The organism is Comamonas sp. lk (assembly GCF_900564145.1).
Lineage (GTDB): Bacteria > Pseudomonadota > Gammaproteobacteria > Burkholderiales > Burkholderiaceae_C > Comamonas.
In genome coordinates, this window is record NZ_UOOB01000002.1 from 320680 (window position 1) to 341113 (window position 20434).

Sequence of the window (20434 nt, forward strand, 5' to 3'; positions counted from 1 at the left end):
ATTATCGTGGGAGCGAGCCGCCGTGTTCGCTGCAGGGTTGAGCTTTGCTGACAAGCTGCCGCCATCGAACGCCGGAGCCGGGCCATTGCCGCCGACTCGGGGCCACAATGTCGTTGCTGTAACCCATATCAACAAGAGGAGATTGCCGCCATGACCACCACCCATTTGCTGTATCTGCACGGCTTTCGCTCCTCGCCGCAATCGAACAAGGCCCGCATCCTGGCCGATTACGTGGGCTCCCAGCACTCCCGCGTACGCTGGTGGTGCCCGCAGCTGCCGCCCTCTCCGCGCGAGGCAGCAGCCCTGATTGTCGAAGGCATTGCCAGCTGGCCGCGCGAGACCATGGCCGTGGTCGGCTCATCGCTGGGCGGCTACTACGCCAGCTGGGTGGCCCAGCTGGCGCGCTGCAAAAGCGTGATGATCAACCCCGCCGTGAACCCCGCCCGGGACCTTGAGCGCTGCATAGGCGAACAAACCCAGTGGCATGACCCGGACGTCAGCTTTTTCTTTCGCCCCGAATACATAGACGAGCTGCGCCAGCTCGATACCCGCGCCCTGACGCCGGCCGCCCCCGAAATGGTGCTGATCGCCGAAAACGACGAAGTGCTGGACTGGCGCGAGATGAGCGAGCGTTATCCCCATGCCCTGCAGATCGTGCAGGAAGGCGGAGACCATGCCCTGTCCAATTTCGAGGAATACCTGACACGCGTGGACGAGTTTCTGGCCCTGGCCTGAAAACCGCCTGCCCGGCCTCTGGTTACAGAGGCATGCAGGGCCACTGATTTCTGACGCGGAACCTGAGCACCATCGCACCCGGCCCGGCTCGTGGGAAAATGCCCGGCTATGCACGCATTGTTTGAAGAAGCCGGCAAATTCCTCGCCGGGCGCATCCTCTCTGAAGCCGACACCTCTGCCCAAATCGAGCTGGACTCGGGCAAGCGGGTCAAGGTCAAGGCCGCCAATATCCTGCTCAAGTTCGAGAAGCCGGCTCCTGCCGAGCTGATCGCCCAGGGTCAGGCCAAGGCCGACGAGATCGAACTGGACCTGGCCTGGGAGTTCGCCCCCGAAGAAGAGTTCGGCTTTGCCGACCTGGCGCGCGACTACTTTTCCGCGTCGGCCACGCTCATCGAGCAGGCCGCCGCGCTGTTTCGTCTCTATGAAGCACCGCATTACTTTCGCCGCGCAGGCAAGGGCCGCTTCAAGAAGGCGCCCGCCGAGATCGTGCAGCAGGCACTGGCGGCCATAGAGAAGAAAAAGCAGATTCAGGCCCAGATCGATGCCTGGGCCCAGGACCTGGGCCGCGGCGAATGCCCGCAGGCGATTCGCGAGCAGCTCTACAAGATTCTGTTCAAGCCCGACAAGAACGCGCCCGAATACAAGGCCGTGGTCGAGGCCAGCCGCGCCACCAAGATGGCGCCCCTGGACTTGCTGCACCGCGCAGGAGCGATCGACTCCGCCTACCAGTTCCACTGGAAGCGCTTTCTGTTCGACAACTTCCCCAAGGGCACCCAGTTCCCCTCGGTTACCGCCCCCCTGCCGCCGGACGATCTGCCGCTGGCCGAGGTACAGGCTTTCTCCATCGACGATTCGGCCACGACGGAAATCGACGATGCCCTGTCGGTGCGCGGCCTGGGCAGCGGCACGGTCACCGTGGGCATTCACATTGCAGCTCCCGGCCTGGCCATCACGCCCGGTGGCGAGCTGGACAAGCTGGGCCGCGCCCGCCTGTCCACGGTGTACATGCCTGGCTACAAGATCACCATGCTGCCCGACGAGGTGGTGCACATCTACACCCTGGATGAAGGCCGCGCCAATCCTGCCGTGTCGCTGTATGTGACCATCAACGAAGAGACGCTGGAGATCACGGCCACCGAAACCCGCCTGGAGCGCGTGCCGGTGGAGGTCAACTTCCGCTACGACAAGCTCGACCACATCGTGACCGAGCAATGGCTGGCCGATCCATCGATTGAGGTTGAAAACACACCCCAGTCCTTGTTGAACAAGCGCCAGGAGCTCACATTTTTGCAGCGCTGGTCCAAGCATCTCAAAGCCGGCCGCGAAGTGGTGCGCGGCAAGCCCGAGAACTTCAACCGCCCGGACTACAACTTCCGCCTGATCGGCAACGACGGTGCCGAGCCCAAGGGCGACGAGCAGGTGCAGATCACCGTGCGCAAGCGCGGCGCACCGCTGGACCTGATCGTGGCCGAGGCCGCCATCGTGGCCAACAGCACCTGGGGCCTGATGCTGGCCGAGCACGGCGTGCCCGGCATTTACCGCAGCCAGGCCAGCCTGGCCCCCGGCGTGAAGGTGCGCATGAGCACCAAGGCCCTGCCCCACGCAGGCATTGGCGTGAAGGCCTATTCATGGGCCACCTCGCCGCTGCGCCGCTATGTGGATCTGGTCAACCAGTGGCAGATCATTGCCTGCGCCCGCCACGGCAAGACAGCCGCTCTGGCTGCGCCTTTCAAGCCCAAGGATGCCGAGCTGTTCGGCATCATCAGCAGCTTTGATGGTGCCTACAGCGCCTACAACGGCTATCAGGCCGGCATGGAGCGTTTCTGGACGCTCAAATACCTGGAGCAGAACGGCATTACCGAACTGACGGCCAGCGTCTTCAAGGAAGGCCCCAACGGCTCCTTCCTGGTGCGCGCCGACAATCTGCCCCTGGTGCTGCCGGTGCTGGGTGCGCAGAATCTGCCGCGCGGCGCCCATGTGCGCATCAAGCTGGGCGAGATCGACGAAATATCGCTGGATATCTCCGGCACGTTGATCGAGCGCCTGGATACCGAAACACCGGCGCCCGCCGACGACGATGCCGGCGATGACGACGAGGAAACCGTGGCCGGCCCGATTGCCATTGCGGTGGACATGAACGATGCGGATGCGCCGGCCGCCGACGCGCCCAAAGCCTGAGTCTGACCATCGCCTTCCTTCGCCCAACGCGCTGCCGTGAACCCGCCCTCCACTCTCCGACGCTTTAGCACGCTGCAGATTGCGCTGGGCGTCTCCATTGCGCTCCATGCAATTGCACTGACCGTCAGGTTTGTGGACCCGGAACGCTTTGACCGGGTGTTTCAGGACACGCCGCTGGAAGTCATTCTCGTCAACGCCCGTGCCAGCGAGTTGCCGGACAAGGCCCAGGCCATTGCCCAGACCTCGCTGGCCGGCGGCGGCGAGGCCGACAAAGGCCGGGCCACCAGCCCCATGCCTTATTCGGCTCTGACGGCCGTGGGCGATGACGTCGAGGAAAAGCAGCAGCAGATAGACGCCATGCAGGAACAGCAGAATCACTTGCTGACCCAGCTGCGCCAGCAGGTATCGGCCCTGCCGCCGCTGGACCCGCGCCTGTCGGCCGAAGCGCAGGAAAACGAGGCACAGGAAGAAAAGCGCCGCCAGCTGGTCAAGTTGCTGGCCGAGATCGAGCGCCGTATCAATACCGAAAACGCCCGCCCCAAAAAGCGCTACATCAGCCCGGCCACCAGGGAAGCGGTGTACGCCGTCTACTACGATGCGCTGCGCCGCAAGGTGGAAGACAAAGGCACGGAAAACTTCCCCAACAGCAAAGGCCAGAAGCTGTATGGCGAGCTGGTCATGATTTTGACCGTCAACCACGATGGCCGCGTGCTCTCGACCGACGTGGTGCAAAGCTCGGGCAACCCCTTGCTCGATGGCCGCGCCGAAAGCATTGCCCGCGCCGCCGGGCCTTACGGTCGCTTTGGCAAGGCCATGCGCGGCAAGGCCGATCAGATCGCCGTGGTCTCGCGCTTCAAATTCACCCGCGACAGCACTCTGGAAACCAGGGTGCAATAAACCCAACGCGGCTGGCAGCTCCTCTGCCGGCCATCACACCCGGGCATTGCGCCCCACGCTATATGACTTTGTCTGCTGATCACTACTGCGTCATGGGCAACCCGGTGGCGCACAGCCGCTCGCCCTGGATTCATGCCCGCTTTGCCGAGCTCACCGGCCAGGCCCTGAACTATGAGCGCGCCCTGGTGCCTCTCGATGGCTTTACGGCTTTCGCCCAGGACTTTGCCCGTCGCGGCGGCAAGGGCTGCAATGTGACCGTGCCCTTCAAGCTGCAGGCGGCCGAGCTGGCCAGCAGCGCCAGCGAGCGCGTGCGTCTGGCAGGGGCCGCCAACACCCTGGTGTTCAGTGCCGACGGCATTTACGCCGACAACACCGACGGTCTGGGCATAGTCGCCGACATCACCCGCAATGCCGGCGTGCAGATTGCCGGATGCGATGTGCTGCTGCTGGGCGCAGGCGGCGCGGCAGCCGGTGCCCTGGGCTCGCTGATCGAGCAAAAGCCCCGCCGCATTGCCGTGGTCAACCGCACCCATGCCAGGGCCGAGGCTCTGGTGGAACAGCACGCGCCCATGGCTTCGCTACATAAAGTAGAGCTGCTTGCGCTTGAAAAATCTGCGCTTGAGACCGATTTAACTCAGAATTTTGACATCATCATCAACGCCACGGCCAGCAGCCTGGCCGGGGCTGACGTGCCCGCGCCCGCCAGCGTGCTGCACGCACGCAGTCTGGCCTACGACATGATGTATGGCCCCGCTGCCCAGAATTTTCTGGACTGGGCCAGCAGCCATGGCGCGCTAGCGCGCGACGGCCTGGGCATGCTGGTCGAGCAAGCCGCCGAATCCTTTGCGCTGTGGCGCGGCGTTCGCCCGCCCTCGGCCCAGGTACTGGACGAGCTGCGTGCGCTGCTGCAGACTGAAGCCCGCCACGCCTGATTTCTCTCTCATGAAAGCCTTCACCCGCCTGCTGGTTCTGGTGCTTTGCGCCTTTGTGCTGCTGCAGCTGTTTTTTGTGCTGCGTATTGCGCTGATGGCGGCCTGGGACCCGAAATCCACCACTTTTCAGCGCTCTGAAATCTGGCAGATGCTGCACAGCAAGGACGGTCTGCACTGGCGCCAGCAATGGGTGGGCTACGACCGCATTGCCGACAACCTCAAGCGCGCCGTCATTGCCTCGGAGGATGCGGGCTTCATGGAGCATGGCGGCGTACAGTGGGAAGCCATAGAGAAAGCCTACAAGCGCAATGTCCGCGCCGAAGCCCGTGCCGAGGCGACAGACCGCCCCGCCAAGATCTATGGCGGCTCCACCATCAGCCAGCAACTGGCCAAGAATCTGCTGCTGTCGGGGGAGCGCAATTTTCTGCGCAAAGGGCAGGAGCTGGTGCTGACCCAGCTGCTGGAGCTGTTTCTGAGCAAGCAGCGGATTCTGGAGATCTACCTCAACAACGTGGAATGGGGCCAGGGCATATTCGGCGCCGAAGCGGCCGCACAGCGCTACTTTCGCAAAAGCGCAGCCCAGCTCAGCCCCCTGGAAGCCGCTCGCCTGGCGGCCATGCTGCCCCAGCCCAAGCGCTTTGAAAAAATGCAGCAATCGGGGTATCTGGCGCAGCGCTCGCGCACGATTGCACGCTATATACCCATGGTGGCCATCCCCTGACATGCCCTGCCGGCAGCGCCATGAATGAAGGGGCGCGCTCAAGCCCGGTTTTACAAGGTGACCTTGGCCCGGCACCGCCATCTTCGGCGCACAGCGGCCGGCCGGCGGCAATATGGATAATCAAACACCATGCGTATTCTAGGAATCGACCCCGGCCTGCAAACCACGGGCTTCGGCGTCATCGACATGGACGGCCAGCGCCTGTCCTATGTGGCCAGCGGCACCATTCGCACCACCCAAATGGAGTTGGGCGACCTGCCAGGCCGCCTGAAAGTGCTGTTTGACGGCATCTCGGAAGTGACGCAGCGCTACCAACCCCAGACCTCGGCCGTTGAAATCGTCTTCGTCAACGTCAACCCGCAATCCACGCTGCTGCTGGGCCAGGCCCGCGGCGCGGCACTGACCGCCCTTGTCAATGCCAATCTGCCGGTTGCCGAATACACGGCCCTGCAGATGAAGAAGGCCGTGGTTGGCCATGGCCGCGCGGCCAAGAGCCAGATCCAGGAAATGGTCAAACGCCTGCTGCAGCTACCGGGCCTGCCCGGCACCGATGCCGCCGACGCCCTGGGGCTGGCCATTACCCATGCCCATGCCTCTGCAGCCCTGAGTCTGATGGCCAAGGCCACCGATCTGAACCGCAAGCAGCACGCCATGTACCGAGGCGGACGGGTGTACTGAGCCTACCGTCACCAAAAGTCATGCAGACCGATGTCTTGCTGATTCAGACATCTCATCAATTTGCATGACAAACAAACCATTGCCAGCCGGGAAAATGCCTCACACCCTCAACGCCCCACGCAGCCAGGGCAGTAGCAAAGTTCACACCCAGGTGGTCGACGCCATAGGCCAGCTCATCGTCGCACCTCCTTTCGGCCCCAACACCACCCTCCCTAACGAGGAGGAGCTGTGCACCCGCCTTTCCGTCAGCCGCACCGCCATTCGCGAAGCCATCAAGGTTCTGGGCGCCAAAGGCATGCTGGAGGCCAAACCACGTGCAGGCACCCGCGTGCGCCCATTCGAGCAATGGAATCTGTTCGACCCCGACGTGCTGCGCTGGATCAACCAGCAGCACATGGGCCAGGCACTCATCCCCCACCTCACCACCATGCGCGAGATCGTGGAGCCCGCCGCTGCCGCCATCGCCGCCAGAATCCACACCCCTTGCCAGATTGAACAACTGACACAAGCCTTCACCCTCATGGAATCCGCCCAGGACATCCATGAATGGGTCAGTGCAGACCTGCGCTTTCACCAAGCCATTCTCAACGCCACCAACAACCCGTTGATCGCCTCACTGGGTGCCATGATTGCCTCCGCACTCGAGAGCCTGCTATCCACCAACGCCCAACAGGCACGCCATTTCAACGAAGCTCTGCCACAGCACCGCAAGGTTTTTGAGGCCATACGCAACCGCAACAGCGAAGACGCCAGCCTCTGGATGCGCGCCATCCTGGCAGACACCCGTGCCCTGTTTCCCCGCCCCAATTAATCCTGCGCCCTGATCCTTGCAACGGGATTGCACCAGCCCATCTGCTCGGCGACAAGACCCATGACAAGCGCCACTGTTCAAGGCATGGCCGGCCTCAACAAGCCGACCCGCAGCCGCTACCTGATCATGGTGATGCTGTTCATCACCGTGGTGATCAACTACCTGGACCGCAACAACCTCTCCATCGCCCTGCCCGCGCTCAAGGACGAATTTGGCCTGACGACCGTGCAGGAAGGCCTGATTCTTTCTGCCTTCGGCTGGACCTATGCGGCCATGCAGATCCCCGGCGGCTGGCTGGTTGACCGGGTTGCCCCGCGTCTGCTCTATGCGCTGGCACTGATCTTCTGGTCGGCCGCCACGCTGCTCATGGGTTTTGGCACCAGCTTTGCCGTGCTGGTGGGCCTGCGCCTGCTGGTGGGCGCGGTTGAGGCCCCCGCCTACCCCATCAACAACCGCGTGGTCACGGCCTGGTTTCCCGAGCGGGAACGCGCCACCGCCATTGGTTTTTGTACCTCGGGGCAGTTTGTCGGCCTGGCCTTTTTGACGCCGGTGCTCAGCTGGCTGCAACACAGCCATGGCTGGCATATGGTGTTTGTCGTCACCGGGGCCACCGGCATTGCCTGGGGAGTGATCTGGTGGCTGATCTACCGTGAGCCACGTGACTTCAAGGGCGCCAACGCGGCCGAGATCGAGCACATCCGTGCCGGCGGCGGCCTGGTGGATCTGGGCAAGCAAAGTGCGGCCAAGACAAAGCAGGCATTCAACCGGAAGGACTTCCGTCTGGTGCTGTCGCGCCGCAAGCTCTGGGGCGTGTACCTGGGCCAGTTCTGCCTGACCTCCACCCTGTGGTTCTTCCTGACCTGGTTCCCCACCTACCTGGTGAAGTACCGCGGCCTGGACTACATCCAATCGGGCTTTCTGGCCTCTTTGCCGTTTCTGGCCGCCTTTGTCGGCGTGCTCTGCTCCGGCTTTCTTTCGGACTGGATGATTCGTCGCGGCGCAAGCCTGGGCGCCGCACGCAAGACACCCATCATCACCGGCCTGCTGATCTCGACCGCCATGATCGGCGCCAACTATGTGGAGTCCACCTCCTGGGTGATCTTCTTCCTGGCCCTGGCCTTTTTTGGCAACGGTCTGGCATCGATTACCTGGTCTCTGGTTTCGGCCCTGGCACCTACCCGCCTGCTGGGCCTGACCGGTGGCGTGTTCAATCTGATCGGCAATCTTTCGGCCATCGTGACGCCGCTGATCATCGGCATCCTGGTACAGGGCGGCAGCTTTGCCCCGGCCATCGCCTATGTCGCCATACTGGCGCTGCTGGGCGCACTTTCCTACATCCTGCTGGTCGGCAAGGTGGAGCGCGTGACCGAGGATTGAGCCAGCCCCTGTCCTGCAAAAAAGCCGTGGCCCAGACCACGGCTTTTTTTATTTCTATCGGCGCAGCAGCCCGTCAATAGCTGCTGTTGAGCACCATGGAGGCAATCACGCCCGTGGCAATCGCCACCAGCAGATAGTCGCTGCCGTTCTGAATCCAGTGGTGGCCGCGCGGTGGAGCCGGCAGGCGGTGAGCACGCCAGTCATTCACCACATAGTTGTGACCCCGGTACTGCGGCGGCACGCGTGTGCCCCGGGTCCAGCGGTGATCGGGACCTGCGCCGCGATGCTCGTCGCGACCCATATGGCGACCGTCATGGCGGTTGTCATAACGGTTTCGGTCCTGGTGCTGGTTGTCGTAGTGGCCACGATCATCCGCTCGCTCGCTGCCGCGGCCCTCACGCGGCGGGCCGGGCTGGGCATAAGCGGCCAAACTGCCAAGACCCAGGCAGGCGGCCATGGAAGCGCAAAGAATTCGGTGAGTCAGACGGGACATGGCTTGTTTCCTTTCTCAAGAAATCTGGCGATCCGGCGTTCTTCAAACAGAAGCCCATGCGGATGCCACAAGCCCATGATCACGCGCTTTCACTCTGCTGTGACGTGAGAGAGTGCCGCTTTACCGGCATTTTTCGACAGGTTTACAAGGCAGAAACAGCCGTAACAGTGGCAGGCAACAACTGTGAAATTGATAGCTACAAGCGCATGTACATCAAGCACTAACTGCTTTTTTTGGCCTAAATCTCAAGCAATACGCCCGACAAACAGCACGACAAAAAAGGCCAGAGCGGCAACCACCGTCCACTTGAGGATCAGAAAACCCAGCTTTTTATAGTGCGGCCGGCCTGTGCCCAGGTAAAAGATGAAAGCCAGCGCCGATGAGAGCACCAGCAAGGTGGCCAGCCAGCGAAAGATCAGCATGATCGTGTCTTGTGCTTACCAGGCCAGCGAGGACAGGACAAAGCCTTTGGGAGCCTGCTTCTCGTTGTCAAACGTCACCACGTCCCAGGTCTCGGGCTGCTCCAGCATGGCGCGCAACAGCTTGTTGTTCAGGCCGTGGCCGGAACGAAATGCGCTGTAGGCACCCAGGATGGGCTTGCCTATCAGATACAGATCGCCGATCGCATCCAGGATCTTGTGCTTGGCAAACTCGTCGTCATAGCGCAGACCGTCGCTGTTGAGCACCTTGTAGTCGTCCATGACGATGGCATTGTCCAGCCCGCCACCCAGCGCCAGGCCGTTGTTGCGCAGCATCTCCACATCCTTGGTAAAGCCAAAGGTGCGGGCACGGGCGATGTCGCGGGTGTAGTTGTCCAGACCCATGTCGAACTCCACGCACTGGCCGGTGGAATCCACGGCCGGATGGGCAAAGTCGATCTCGAAGCGCAGCTTGAAGCCGTGGTAGGGATCAAAACGCGCCCATTTGAGGTTGTTGCCCTCGCCTTCGCGCACTTCCACCGGGCTTTTCACGCGGATGAAGCGCTTGGGCGCTTTTTGTAGCTCCACGCCCGCGCTTTGCAGCAAAAATACAAAAGAGGACGAGGAGCCGTCGAGAATCGGCACCTCTTCGGCCGTGATGTCCACATAGAGGTTGTCGATACCCAGGCCGGCGATGGCCGACATCAGATGCTCCACCGTGTGCACCTTGGCGCCACCGCTGCCTATGGTCGAGGCCATGCGCGTATCAGTCACCGCGTCGGCGGAAATCGGAATCTCCACCGGCTCCGGCAGATCCACTCGACGGAACACGATGCCGGTATCAGGCTGGGCAGGGCGCAGCGTCAACTCGACGCGCTGACCGCTGTGCAGGCCCACACCTACGGCACGGGAAATGGTCTTGATGGTTCGTTGTTGGAGCATGGCGCTATTTTAAATGGGACAACCCCGTGGCGGCTTACGTCGACACAGGGTTGTGTTAATCGCTGCGATACAGCGAACTGATGAAGGCCTTAGTCCTTAACGGAACCAGGGCCATGGCAGCTGACTGCGTGGGCAGCGCCGCTCTCCTCAGGGGCTTGGCTTAGTCCGCCTGCTTGCGCAGGAAAGCGGGGATTTCCACGTCGTCCATGCCGCCGGAAGACAGAGCGCTCACACGCTCCGAAGCCTGGGCACGGTTGGTACGCCACACGCTGGGCACATTGGTGTTGGCCGTGCCAAAGTCCACGCCGGCACCCAGAGGAGGCATGCTCACCGTCATATTGTCGGTACCGGTGCGCAAACCGCCTTGCACCACCTGGATGTTCTGACGGCGCATGCTGGGGCGCGACAGGCCGGTGGCCACCACCGTCACGCGGATATCGTCACCCAGGGTGTCGTCATAAGCAGCGCCGTAGATCACGTGGGCATCGGGCGAGGCATAGGCATTGATGGTGCTCATGGCCAGACGCGACTCGGACAGCTTCAGGCTGCCCTTGGCGGCAGTCACCAGCACCAGCACGCCCTTGGCGCCGGACAGGTCGATGCCTTCCAGCAGCGGGCAGGCCACGGCCTGTTCGGCGGCAATGCGGGCGCGGTCGGGGCCGGAGGCCTTGGCCGTACCCATCATGGCCTTGCCGGGCTCGCCCATCACGGTGCGCACGTCTTCAAAGTCGACGTTCACATGGCCGTACTCGTTGATGATTTCCGCAATACCGCCCACGGCGTTCTTCAGAACATCGTTGGCATGAGCAAAAGCCTCGTCTTGCGAGATATCGTCACCCAGCACGTCCAGCAGCTTTTCGTTGAGCACAACGATCAGCGAGTCCACATTGGCTTCCAACTCAGCCAGGCCGTTGTCAGCGTTCTGCATGCGGCGGCCGCCTTCCCATTCGAAGGGCTTGGTCACCACGCCCACCGTCAGGATGCCCATATCCTTGGCCACGCGCGCAATCACAGGAGCTGCGCCCGTACCCGTACCACCACCCATGCCGGCCGTAATAAAGAGCATGTGCGCCCCTTCGATGGCGGCGCGAATGTCTTCCACAGCAACTTCCGCAGCCTCACGACCCTTGTCTGGCTTGCTGCCAGCGCCCAGGCCGCTACCACCGAGCTGAATGGTGCTGTGAGCACGGCTGCGCAGCAAAGCTTGCGCATCGGTGTTGGCGCAGATGAACTCCACGCCCTGCACTCCGCGTTCAATCATGTGGTCGACGGCGTTGCCGCCGCCGCCGCCAACACCGATCACTTTGATCTGCGTGCCTTGGTTGAACTCTTCAACTTCAATCATGTCGATGGGCATGGTGGTGCTCCTGTTCTTTAGTGGTGGATAGTCGCTGCTGTGGAAAAACAATCATTGATTCGTCAGGTGTTCGTCGTCTTCGTCGCCGAAAACGCGAAAAGTCCATCTGGGGCGGACCGGTGATAAACAAGCGATGGCTGCGCATATCAGAAGTTCCCCACGATGAAGTCCTTGAACCGGCCGAAAGCGGTCTTCATGGTTCCGCTTTTCTGGGCTACCTTGAAACCGCGCAAGCGCGCCAGGCGTGCTTCTTCCAGCAGGCCCATGACGGTGGCGGCACGTGGCTGGGCGACCATGTCGGCCAGCGCACTTGAATACTTGGGAATGCCGCGGCGAACGGGCTTGAGGAAGATGTCCTCGCCCAGTTCGATCATTCCGGGCATGACGGCACTGCCGCCGGTCAGCACGATGCCCGAGGACAGCACTTCCTCGTAGCCGGACTCGCGAATCACCTGCTGCACCAGCGAGAAGATTTCCTCGACGCGGGGCTCGATCACGCCGGCCAGCGCCTGCTTGCTGATCATGCGGGGGCTGCGGTCGCCCAGGCCCGGCACTTCCACCTGGGCATCAGGGTCGGCCAGCAGCTGCTTGGCATAGCCGCTTTCAACCTTGATGTCTTCAGCATCCTTGGTCGGCGTGCGCAGCGCCATGGCGATATCGCTGGTGATCAGGTCGCCGGCAATCGGGATCACGGCCGTGTGGCGAATCGCGCCGCCGGTGAAGATGGCCACGTCGGTGGCGCCGGCACCGATATCGACCACGGCCACGCCCAGCTCGCGCTCGTCATCGGTCAGCACGGCCTGCGCCGACGCCAGGGGGTTGAGCAGCAGCTGCTCCACTTCCAGGCCGCAGCGGCGCACGCATTTGATGATGTTCTCGGCCGCGCTCTGCGCACCGGTCACGATATGAATCTTGGCTTCCAGACGGATGCCGCTCATGCCGATAGGCTCGCGCACCTCCTGGCCGTCGATCACGAATTCCTGGGCCTCCACCAGCAGCAGACGCTGGTCGGACGAGATGTTGATGGCCTTGGCGGTTTCCATCACGCGGGCCAGATCGGTGGGCGAGACTTCCTTGTCCTTGATGGCCACCATGCCGCTGGAGTTGAGACCACGGATGTGACTGCCCGTGATGCCTGTGCATACGCGCTGGATCTTGCAGTCGGCCATCAGCTCGGCTTCCTTCAAAGCCTGCTGAATGCTTTGCACCGTGGCATCGATATTGACCACCACGCCGCGCTTCAAGCCGTTGCTGGGAGCCACGCCCAGCCCTGCCAGCTTGAGCTCGCCGTTGTACCCGACCTCGGCCACCACCGCCATCACCTTGGCCGTGCCGATGTCCAGTCCAACGATCACATCCTTGTATTCTCTTGCCATATCAGCATCCGCCCCCGGTAGGTTCTGTCTTGTCTTTGTCTGTCTGTTGACTGCCTTGCATCTGCGCCCCCGACTCCTGTCAGCGCCGCGCCCGCGCTGCAGCCGCAGCGGGACCGGAGCCCGTGGTCACACCCTTGAGACGCAAGGCATAGCCTTCTTCGTAACGCAAATCGGCGGACTCCAGCGCTTCGGCCGTGCGCCGGTACTGGGAGGTGATCTGCGGCAGCGTGCGCACAAAGCGCTGCACGCGCTGCATCACGTCTTCATGCGTGCCGCCGCCAAGCTCCAGGGCCGCGCCGTTGTCCAGCGTCATCTGCCAGCTGCCGCGCGCGTTGAGCACCAGGCCATCCACGCTTACATCCAGCGGCTTCAAGGCCGGAACCATCTGGCGGTACATCTTCAGCATGCGGGGCGCCGAGCCTTCAGGCCCTTGCAGACGCGGCAGGCCTTCGCGATCGAGCTCGCCCAGATTGGCTTCAAACACTTCGCCCGCGTTGTCCACCAGACCCGAGCCGGTCTCGGGACCCCAGAAGGCCTCGGCCGTGTGCTCCTTGAGGATCACGCGCAGACCGTTGGGGTACTCGCGGCGCACCTGCGCCTCCCTCACCCACGGCACTTGCTCGAAGGTTTCCTTGGCGGACTTGAGGTTGACCGTAAAGAAGTTGCCCTTGAGCACCGGCGCCACATTGGCACGCAACGTCACGGCGTTGTTGTGCTGCAGCTCACCCTCGACCACGATGCGCCCGATGTTGAAAGCCGGCGTTCGCATCAGCCACCAGCCCAGCGCAGCCACCAGCAACGCCAGACAACCCATGAACAGCACCGTGGCGGTGATATTCATGAGTCTGACGTCAAAGGGAACGGCTGAGGGCTGGCTGCGATTCATACGTGCTCCGCTTCTCCGTCGTCCAGTGCGCTGCTGGCCAACAGGCCCAGGCACAGGTTTTCATAGCTCACGCCGGTGGCACGCGCAGCCATGGGGACGAGAGAATGCCCGGTCATGCCCGGCGAGGTATTGATCTCCAGCAAGAAAGGCTTGCGATCGCTGGCGCGGATCATGATGTCGGCACGCGCCCAGCCCCGGCAGCCCAGGGTGCGAAAGGACTTTTCCACCAGTTCCTGAATGGCTTTTTCTTCTTGCTCGGGCAGTCCGCTGGGGCAGTGGTACTGGGTGGTGTCCGTGAAGTACTTGTTCTGATAGTCGTAATTGCCTTCGGGCGCCACGATGCGGATCACGGGCAAGGCATGGGCAGCAGCACCGCTACCAATCACCGGGCAGGTGGTCTCGTCGCCGGCAATGAATTCCTCGCACAGCACTTCGGCGTCGTATTGGGCCGCCAGCGCATAGGCCTGGGCGCATTGATCGGCCGTCATCACCTTGGTCAGGCCCATGCTGGAGCCATCGCGTGCCGGCTTGACGATCATGGGCGCACCCAGAGCCTGAAACGCGGCCAGCGTGTCTTCGGCGCTGGCGACCATGCGCCAGTCGGGCGTGGACAGACCCTCAAAGCGCCAGATGCGCTTGGTCATGATCTTGTCCATGGCAATGCTGGAAGCCATGACGCCAGAACCGGTGTAGGGGATCCCCAGCAACTCCAGCGCACCCTGCACCGTGCCGTCTTCGCCAAAGCGGCCGTGCAAGGCGATAAAGCAGCGGTCAAAGCCTTGCGCCTTGAGCTGGTCCAGCCCCTGCTCTGCCGGGTCGAACTTGTGGGCATCCACACCCTTGGACTGCAACGCCGCCAGCACGCCGGTGCCGGACATCAGCGAGACTTCGCGCTCGGACGAGCGACCGCCCATGAGCACGGCCACCTTGCCCAGGGCCTTGACATCAATACTGGTACCGAATGTGCTCATTGCGCGCTCCCTTGCTGCGCGTCCAGCTCATTTTTTTGAAGCATCTCAACCAACTTTCCGGGCACGGCACCAATGGAGCCCGCACCCATGCACAGCAACACATCACCGCCGAGCGCATTGGCCGCGATGGCGGCTGGCAGATCGGCAATGTTTTCCACAAACACCGGCTCCACCTTGCCGGCCACACGCAGAGCGCGTGCCAAGGAGCGGCCGTCAGCGGCCACGATGGGCGTTTCGCCGGCGGCATACACCTCGCCCAGCAGCACGGAATCCGCGCTACCTATGACTTTCACAAAATCTTCAAAACAGTCGCGCGTGCGGCTGTAGCGGTGCGGCTGAAAGGCCAGCACCAGGCGCTGACCGGGGAAGGCACCACGGGCCGCAGCCAGGGTGGCAGCCATTTCCACCGGGTGGTGGCCGTAGTCGTCGATGACGGTGAAGGTGCCGCCATTGCTGGCAGGCAGATCGCCGTAGCGCTGAAAGCGGCGGCCCACGCCCTTGAAACCATCGAGAGCACGCAGCAGGGCTTCGTCCGAGATTTCCAGCTCCATGGCCACAGCCACGGCCGACAGGGCGTTGAGCACGTTGTGCTCGCCGGGCAGGCTCAGCACGACTTCGATATCGGGGTAGCTCTGGCCGTTCTGGCGACGCACGGTAAAGCGCATGCGGCCGGCTTCGGCGCGCACATTGACGGCGCGCACCTGGGCATCTTCGGCAAAACCGTAAGTGGTCACGGGACGCGCCACCTGGGGCAGGATCTCGCGCACGGCCGGGCTGTCTATGCAGACGATGGCACGGCCATAAAAAGGCATGCGGTGCAGAAAATCGACGAAAGCGCCCTTGAGACGGCCGAAGTCATGGCCGTAGGTTTCCATGTGGTCGGCGTCGATGTTCGTGACCACGGCCATCACCGGCAACAGGTTCAGGAAGGAGGCATCGGACTCGTCGGCCTCGACCACGATGTAGTCGCCCTGGCCCAGCTTGGCATTGGCGCCGGCGCTGTTGAGCTTGCCGCCGATCACGAAAGTGGGGTCCAGCCCCGCCTCGGCCAGCACGCTGGTGACCAGGCTGGTGGTGGTGGTCTTGCCGTGGGCGCCGGCAATCGCAATGCCCTGCTTGAAGCGCATCAGCTCGGCCAGCATCAGCGCGCGGGGCACGACGGGAATCTTTTTCTCGCGGGCGGCGATGACCTCGGGGTTGTCGGCCTGCACGGCCGTGGACGTGACCACGGCTTCGACGCCGGCCACATTCTCGGCAGCGTGGCCCACAAAGGTCTTGATGCCCAGGCTGGCCAGGCGGCGCAGCGTGGCGCTATCGGACAGATCCGAGCCCGAAATCACGTAGCCCAGGTTGTGCAAGACTTCGGCAATGCCGCTCATTCCGGCGCCGCCAATACCGACGAAGTGAATGTGATGAATGGCGTGTTTCATGCGGCCAACTCCTCACAAGCGGCGACCACTTGTTCAGTGGCATGGATTTTTTGCATTTTTTTAGCTTGTTCTGCGCGCTCCAGCAGCGTCGCACGCTGCATATTTTGTAGCATTTCAGCCATCCCTTGTGCAGTCAGCGTGCTTTGCGGCATCAGCCAGCCAGCACCTTGGTCGACAAGAAAGCGCGCATTGGTCGTCTGGTGGTCATCCACCGCGGCCGGGAAGGGAACATAAATCGCCGCCGCACCCACGGCAGCGATCTCGGTCACGGTGCTGGCCCCGGCACGGCAGACGATAATGTCTGCATCGGCAAAGGCCTGGGCCGTTTCCTCGATAAAAGGCGTCAGCTCGGCGGCCACGCCGGCAGCGGCGTAGTTGGCGCGCAGCGCATCAATCTGGGCGGCGCCGCTTTGATGGGTCACCGTAGGGCGAAGACCCGCAGGAATCAGGGCCAGCGCCTGCGGCACGATGTCGTTCAAGGCCCTGGCGCCCAGGCTGCCGCCCACCACCAACAGCTTGAGCGGACCGGAGCGACCGGCAAAGCGCTCTGCCGGCGTCGGCTGAGCGATAAAAGCCTTGCGCAGCGGATTGCCCACCCATTCGCCCTTGGCAAATACCTGAGGGAAGGCCGTGAACACGCGCTTGGCCACGGCAGCCACCACCTTGTTGGCCATGCCGGCCACGGAGTTTTGTTCGTGCAAGACCACGGGCTTGCCGGCCATGGCCGCCATCAGCCCGCCGGGCACCGTGAGGTAACCGCCCAGGCCAATGACCACATCGGGCTGCACGCGGCGCATCACGCCACGGGCTTGCGAGAAAGCCTTGAGCAGCTTGAACGGCAGTTGCACCAGCGTCTTGGCACCCTTGCCGCGCACACCGCCGAACTCAATGGTTTCCAGCACAAAGCCGTGGGGCGGCACGATGCGCGACTCCATGGAGCCCGGCGCACCCAGCCAGTGCACATTCCAGCCGCGCGCGCGCAGCTCCTGCGCCACGGCCAGACCGGGGAAGATATGGCCGCCCGTTCCGCCCGCCATTACCAGGGCGGTGCGTTGCTTGTTTTTCGAGATGGGGAGGCTCATGCGTGACCTCCCTTCATCAGCAGCTTGTTTTCGTAATCGACTCTGAGCACCACGGCTATCGCTATCAAATTCATCAAAATGGCGGAACCGCCAAAACTCATTAACGGCAGAGTCAGGCCTTTGGTTGGCAAGGCGCCCAAATTAACGCCCATGTTGATAAAGGCCTGAAAGCCCATCCAGATGGCAATGCCCTCGGCCACCAGACCGGCAAACACCCGGTCAAGTGCAATCGCGCGGCGGCCGATGAGCATGATGCGGCGGGTCAGCCACAGAAAAGTCACGGCAATCAGGAGCACGCCTACCAGGCCGAACTCTTCACCGATCACGGCCAGCAAGAAGTCGGTATGCGCTTCGGGCAGCCAGTGCAGCTTTTCCACGCTGCGGCCCAGACCCACGCCAAAGATCTCGCCCCGCCCAATGGCAATCAGCGCGTGCGAGAGCTGGTAGCCCTTGCCCAGCGCATGCTTTTCGTCCCAGGGATCGAGATAGGCAAAAATGCGTTCGCGGCGCCACTCGGAGGTGGCGATGATCATCACAAAGGCCAGCACCACCAGCAAGGCGATGATGAAGAACATGCGGGCGTTCACGCCGCCCAGAAACAGAATGCCCATGGAGATCACCACGATCACCATGAAGGCGCCCATGTCGGGCTCGGCCAGTAGCAGCACACCCACCACCAGCACCGCCAGCCCCATGGGCAGCACGGCACGGAAGAAGCGCTCCTTGACCTCCATCTTGCGCACCATGTAGTCGGCGGCATAGATCAGCGTCGCGAACTTGGCCAGCTCCGAGGGCTGGAAGTTCATGATGCCCAGCGACAGCCAGCGTCGCGCGCCGTTGACCACCGTTCCCACATGCGGTATCAGCACCAGCACCAGCAGGAAAATGGATAACAGAAACAGCTTGCGCGCCACTTTCTCCCAGATGGCAATCGGCACCTGAAAGGCCAGCAAGGCCGCCACGAACGCCATGCCTATGGACATCGTATGGCGCAGCAGGAAGTGATAGGGCTCGATCTTGCCGAAGCGCGGGTTGTCCGGCATCGCAATCGATGCCGAATACACCATGACCAGACTCCAGGCCAGCAGGCCGATCACCACCCAGATCAAAGCCAGATCCAGACCCAGCACACTGGCCGGGGTTTGAGTGGGACGGTCGTATTGCGGCCCGCCCACGCGCACGGGCAGCACGTCAATGGGCTTGTCCACGGCGCTCGTAAACCATGAGCGCACGCGGCTGGTGATGCTGGTCAGGGCTGCGGCTGTCATGCGCCCTCCTCCAGTTGCTGGCCGGCATCCAGTGCCAGATTGCGCACCGCATCCACAAACTGGTGGGCGCGATCGGCATAGTCCTTGAACATGTCCATGCTGGCGCAGGCGGGCGAGAGCAGCACGGCGTCATTGGCATGAGCCAGCTGGGCGCACTTTTGCACCGCATCGGCCATGGTGGTGGCGTCCTGCAGCGTGACGCCGCAATCGGCCAGCGCTTCGCGGATCAGCGGCGCATCCTGGCCTATCAGCACGGCGGCACGCACATAGCGCGATACCGGTGCAGCCAGCGGCGCAAAATCCTGGCCCTTGCCCAGGCCGCCAAGAATCACCACGATGCGGTGGTCCGGCCCCAGGCCCATGAGAGCCGCGACCGTGGCTCCCACATTCGTGCCCTTGCTGTCGTCGAAATACTCCACATCGCTGACCCGGCCCAGAGGCTGGACGCGGTGGGGCTCGCCCCGGTATTCACGCAGGCCGAACAGCAGCGGAGCCAGCGTGCAGCCGGTGGCCGTGGCCAGAGCCAGGGCCGACAGCGCGTTGATGGCGTTGTGACGACCGCGAATGCGCAGCGCATCCGCAGGCATCAGGCGCTGAATGTGCAGATCGTCCACATGCTTGCCCTTGGAGGTCTCGTCGGCCTCGTGGGCGCGCACCAGCCAGGTCATGCCGTTGACCACTTCCAGGCCAAAGTCGCCGGGGCGGCGCGGCATGTCGCCACCAAAGGTGACATGGGCGCGCTGGAAAGTCTTGCCGCGCTTGCCGGGAATCGCCACCGGCGCAGCCAGCATGGCCATCACCATGGCGTCTTCGCGATTCAGCACCATCAGGCCCTGCTCGCCAAAGATGCGGGCCTTGGCATCGGCATAAGCCTGCAGGCTGCCATGCCAGTCCAGATGGTCTTGCGAGATATTGAGCACGGCACCGGCCGTGGGTTCGAAACCATGGCAGTCGTCGAGCTGAAAGCTGGACAGCTCCAGCACCCAGGCTTGGGGCAGGCTCTCGCCATCAATGCGCGAGGCCAGCGTATCGAGCAGCGTCGGGCCGATATTCCCCGCCACGCCCACGCTGATGCCGGCATGCTCGAGCAGCTGACCGGTCAGCGAAGTCACCGTGGTCTTGCCATTGGTGCCGGTAATGCCCAGCACCTTGGGCGCGTAGCCATGGGCCTCTTTCAAGCCCTTGAGCGCCATGGCGAACAAATCCAGCTCGCCGCCCACGGGCAGACCGATGCTGCGCGCGGCATTGAACACGGCGGCCACGCTGGCAGGGCTCAGGCCCGGCGAGCGGTAGACAGCGCTCAGGCTCTGGCCGTCGACCAGATCGGCGCCAAAGTTGCCGGCCACAAAGCGCACGCCCGGCAACTCGGCCTGCAAGGTCGTCAGATGCGGCGGCGCTTCACGGGTGTCGGCCACGGTCACCTCGGCACCGGCACGCACGCACCAGCGTGCCATGGCGATGCCGGAAATGCCCAGGCCCAGAATCAGCACGCGCTGGCCCTGCAGATGTTGCTGGGCAGCCTGCGGCCAGAGCTGGGGCACTGGTGGCAACTCCACCACGGGCTCGGCCGCTTCTTCCACCGCCGTGGTCACCTCGACATCGGCCGCGTCGGAGACGCTGGGATCGGCAAAGATCTGGGCCACAAAAGCCTCGGCATCCCGGGCGGCCGTCAGCGTGGAGATATCGGGAATGGTTTCAGGAGTGGTTGCGGCAGGCGCTACGCTTTCAGAAGCAGCTTGCGCATCAATCACCTGAATTTCAGGAATTTCTTGCTCTGCAACCGCCACATCATCAGCGGTTGATGCTTGCAATTGCATAGCATCCACTGGCGTGTCCTGCAGCGCCTGATCCTGGGTCTTGAAGTCTTCGTCTTGCATGGCG

19 protein-coding genes are annotated in these 20434 nt (G+C 62.9%); 8 read left to right on the top strand and 11 right to left on the bottom strand.

Annotated features, from left to right (window positions below; translation table 11 throughout):
- The first annotated feature begins 150 nt into the window (after positions 1-150).
- The 8 genes from EAO39_RS20275 (at position 151) to EAO39_RS20310 (ending at position 8329) form a co-directional block, all read left to right on the top strand.
- Positions 151-735: a YqiA/YcfP family alpha/beta fold hydrolase gene (locus EAO39_RS20275; RefSeq protein WP_120971494.1), complete on the top strand. Its 585-nt coding sequence runs from the start codon at positions 151-153 to the stop codon at positions 733-735.
- Between the two features lie 108 nt (positions 736-843).
- Positions 844-2913 (top strand): RNB domain-containing ribonuclease, encoded by a 2070-nt coding sequence (locus EAO39_RS20280; protein ID WP_120971495.1) that lies wholly within the window; start codon positions 844-846, stop codon positions 2911-2913.
- 36 nt (positions 2914-2949) lie between these two features.
- Positions 2950-3810: an energy transducer TonB gene (locus EAO39_RS20285; protein ID WP_120971496.1), complete on the top strand. Its 861-nt coding sequence runs from the start codon at positions 2950-2952 to the stop codon at positions 3808-3810.
- 62 nt (positions 3811-3872) lie between these two features.
- A complete protein-coding gene (gene aroE, locus EAO39_RS20290) occupies positions 3873-4742 on the top strand; it encodes a shikimate dehydrogenase (protein ID WP_120971497.1) in 870 nt (289 codons plus the stop codon).
- A 10-nt stretch (positions 4743-4752) separates the two neighbouring features.
- Positions 4753-5463, top strand: coding sequence for a monofunctional biosynthetic peptidoglycan transglycosylase (gene mtgA, locus EAO39_RS20295; protein ID WP_120971498.1), 711 nt, complete (start codon positions 4753-4755; stop codon positions 5461-5463).
- 129 nt (positions 5464-5592) lie between these two features.
- Positions 5593-6141: a crossover junction endodeoxyribonuclease RuvC gene (gene ruvC, locus EAO39_RS20300; protein ID WP_120971499.1), complete on the top strand. Its 549-nt coding sequence runs from the start codon at positions 5593-5595 to the stop codon at positions 6139-6141.
- A gap of 94 nt (positions 6142-6235) precedes the next feature.
- Positions 6236-6952, top strand: a complete 717-nt coding sequence (locus EAO39_RS20305; RefSeq protein WP_162989664.1) for a FadR/GntR family transcriptional regulator — start codon at positions 6236-6238, stop codon at positions 6950-6952.
- 60 nt (positions 6953-7012) lie between these two features.
- Complete coding sequence (locus EAO39_RS20310) at positions 7013-8329, top strand: MFS transporter (protein WP_120971501.1); 1317 nt, start codon at positions 7013-7015, stop codon at positions 8327-8329.
- Positions 8330-8402: 73 nt separating this feature from the next.
- Here the strand turns inward: EAO39_RS20310 and EAO39_RS20315 are convergent, their stop codons facing one another.
- From EAO39_RS20315 to murD, 11 genes are all read right to left on the bottom strand, one after another.
- Entirely contained in the window at positions 8403-8822 is a 420-nt protein-coding gene (locus EAO39_RS20315) for an RcnB family protein (protein WP_120971502.1), read from the bottom strand.
- Between the two features lie 245 nt (positions 8823-9067).
- The gene (locus EAO39_RS22785; protein ID WP_162989665.1) at positions 9068-9244 is read right to left on the bottom strand and encodes a hypothetical protein; all 177 of its coding nucleotides are present in this window, start codon (positions 9242-9244) and stop codon (positions 9068-9070) included.
- A gap of 15 nt (positions 9245-9259) precedes the next feature.
- Positions 9260-10183: a UDP-3-O-acyl-N-acetylglucosamine deacetylase gene (lpxC, locus tag EAO39_RS20320; RefSeq protein WP_120971503.1), complete on the bottom strand. Its 924-nt coding sequence runs from the start codon at positions 10181-10183 to the stop codon at positions 9260-9262.
- Positions 10184-10343: 160 nt separating this feature from the next.
- Positions 10344-11540, bottom strand: coding sequence for a cell division protein FtsZ (ftsZ, locus tag EAO39_RS20325; protein ID WP_120971504.1), 1197 nt, complete (start codon positions 11538-11540; stop codon positions 10344-10346).
- A gap of 146 nt (positions 11541-11686) precedes the next feature.
- Positions 11687-12916, bottom strand: coding sequence for a cell division protein FtsA (gene ftsA / locus EAO39_RS20330; protein WP_120971505.1), 1230 nt, complete (start codon positions 12914-12916; stop codon positions 11687-11689).
- 79 nt (positions 12917-12995) lie between these two features.
- On the bottom strand, positions 12996-13802 hold the full coding sequence (locus tag EAO39_RS20335) for a cell division protein FtsQ/DivIB (protein ID WP_120971506.1): 807 nt from the start codon (positions 13800-13802) through the stop codon (positions 12996-12998).
- A complete protein-coding gene (locus EAO39_RS20340; protein ID WP_120971507.1) occupies positions 13799-14773 on the bottom strand; it encodes a D-alanine--D-alanine ligase in 975 nt (324 codons plus the stop codon). Before EAO39_RS20340 ends, EAO39_RS20335 begins: the two co-directional genes overlap by 4 nt.
- Positions 14770-16203, bottom strand: a complete 1434-nt coding sequence (gene murC, locus EAO39_RS20345) for a UDP-N-acetylmuramate--L-alanine ligase (RefSeq protein WP_120971508.1) — start codon at positions 16201-16203, stop codon at positions 14770-14772. The genes EAO39_RS20340 and murC overlap by 4 nt, the downstream gene beginning before the upstream one ends.
- A complete protein-coding gene (gene murG / locus EAO39_RS20350) occupies positions 16200-17285 on the bottom strand; it encodes an undecaprenyldiphospho-muramoylpentapeptide beta-N-acetylglucosaminyltransferase (protein ID WP_120971509.1) in 1086 nt (361 codons plus the stop codon). Before murG ends, murC begins: the two co-directional genes overlap by 4 nt.
- Positions 17282-18553 carry a putative lipid II flippase FtsW gene (gene ftsW / locus EAO39_RS20355; RefSeq protein ID WP_120971510.1) on the bottom strand — a complete coding sequence of 424 codons (1272 nt, stop codon included), beginning with the start codon at positions 18551-18553 and terminating at the stop codon, positions 17282-17284. Before ftsW ends, murG begins: the two co-directional genes overlap by 4 nt.
- A complete protein-coding gene (murD, locus tag EAO39_RS20360; RefSeq protein ID WP_120971511.1) occupies positions 18550-20430 on the bottom strand; it encodes a UDP-N-acetylmuramoyl-L-alanine--D-glutamate ligase in 1881 nt (626 codons plus the stop codon). The genes ftsW and murD overlap by 4 nt, the downstream gene beginning before the upstream one ends.
- Between the last annotated feature and the right edge of the window lie 4 nt (positions 20431-20434).

Coding starts and splice junctions, on each gene's coding strand:
- EAO39_RS20275 (WP_120971494.1), top strand. CDS start 151: ATGACCACCACCCATTTGCTGTATCTGCACGGCTTTCGCTCCTCGCCG.
- EAO39_RS20280 (WP_120971495.1), top strand. CDS start 844: ATGCACGCATTGTTTGAAGAAGCCGGCAAATTCCTCGCCGGGCGCATC.
- aroE (WP_120971497.1), top strand. CDS start 3,873: ATGACTTTGTCTGCTGATCACTACTGCGTCATGGGCAACCCGGTGGCG.
- mtgA (WP_120971498.1), top strand. CDS start 4,753: ATGAAAGCCTTCACCCGCCTGCTGGTTCTGGTGCTTTGCGCCTTTGTG.
- ruvC (WP_120971499.1), top strand. CDS start 5,593: ATGCGTATTCTAGGAATCGACCCCGGCCTGCAAACCACGGGCTTCGGC.
- EAO39_RS20305 (WP_162989664.1), top strand. CDS start 6,236: ATGCCTCACACCCTCAACGCCCCACGCAGCCAGGGCAGTAGCAAAGTT.
- EAO39_RS20310 (WP_120971501.1), top strand. CDS start 7,013: ATGACAAGCGCCACTGTTCAAGGCATGGCCGGCCTCAACAAGCCGACC.
- EAO39_RS20315 (WP_120971502.1), bottom strand. CDS start 8,822: ATGTCCCGTCTGACTCACCGAATTCTTTGCGCTTCCATGGCCGCCTGC.
- EAO39_RS22785 (WP_162989665.1), bottom strand. CDS start 9,244: ATGCTGATCTTTCGCTGGCTGGCCACCTTGCTGGTGCTCTCATCGGCG.
- lpxC (WP_120971503.1), bottom strand. CDS start 10,183: ATGCTCCAACAACGAACCATCAAGACCATTTCCCGTGCCGTAGGTGTG.
- ftsZ (WP_120971504.1), bottom strand. CDS start 11,540: ATGCCCATCGACATGATTGAAGTTGAAGAGTTCAACCAAGGCACGCAG.
- ftsA (WP_120971505.1), bottom strand. CDS start 12,916: ATGGCAAGAGAATACAAGGATGTGATCGTTGGACTGGACATCGGCACG.
- EAO39_RS20335 (WP_120971506.1), bottom strand. CDS start 13,802: ATGAATCGCAGCCAGCCCTCAGCCGTTCCCTTTGACGTCAGACTCATG.
- EAO39_RS20340 (WP_120971507.1), bottom strand. CDS start 14,773: ATGAGCACATTCGGTACCAGTATTGATGTCAAGGCCCTGGGCAAGGTG.
- murC (WP_120971508.1), bottom strand. CDS start 16,203: ATGAAACACGCCATTCATCACATTCACTTCGTCGGTATTGGCGGCGCC.
- murG (WP_120971509.1), bottom strand. CDS start 17,285: ATGAGCCTCCCCATCTCGAAAAACAAGCAACGCACCGCCCTGGTAATG.
- ftsW (WP_120971510.1), bottom strand. CDS start 18,553: ATGACAGCCGCAGCCCTGACCAGCATCACCAGCCGCGTGCGCTCATGG.
- murD (WP_120971511.1), bottom strand. CDS start 20,430: ATGCAAGACGAAGACTTCAAGACCCAGGATCAGGCGCTGCAGGACACG.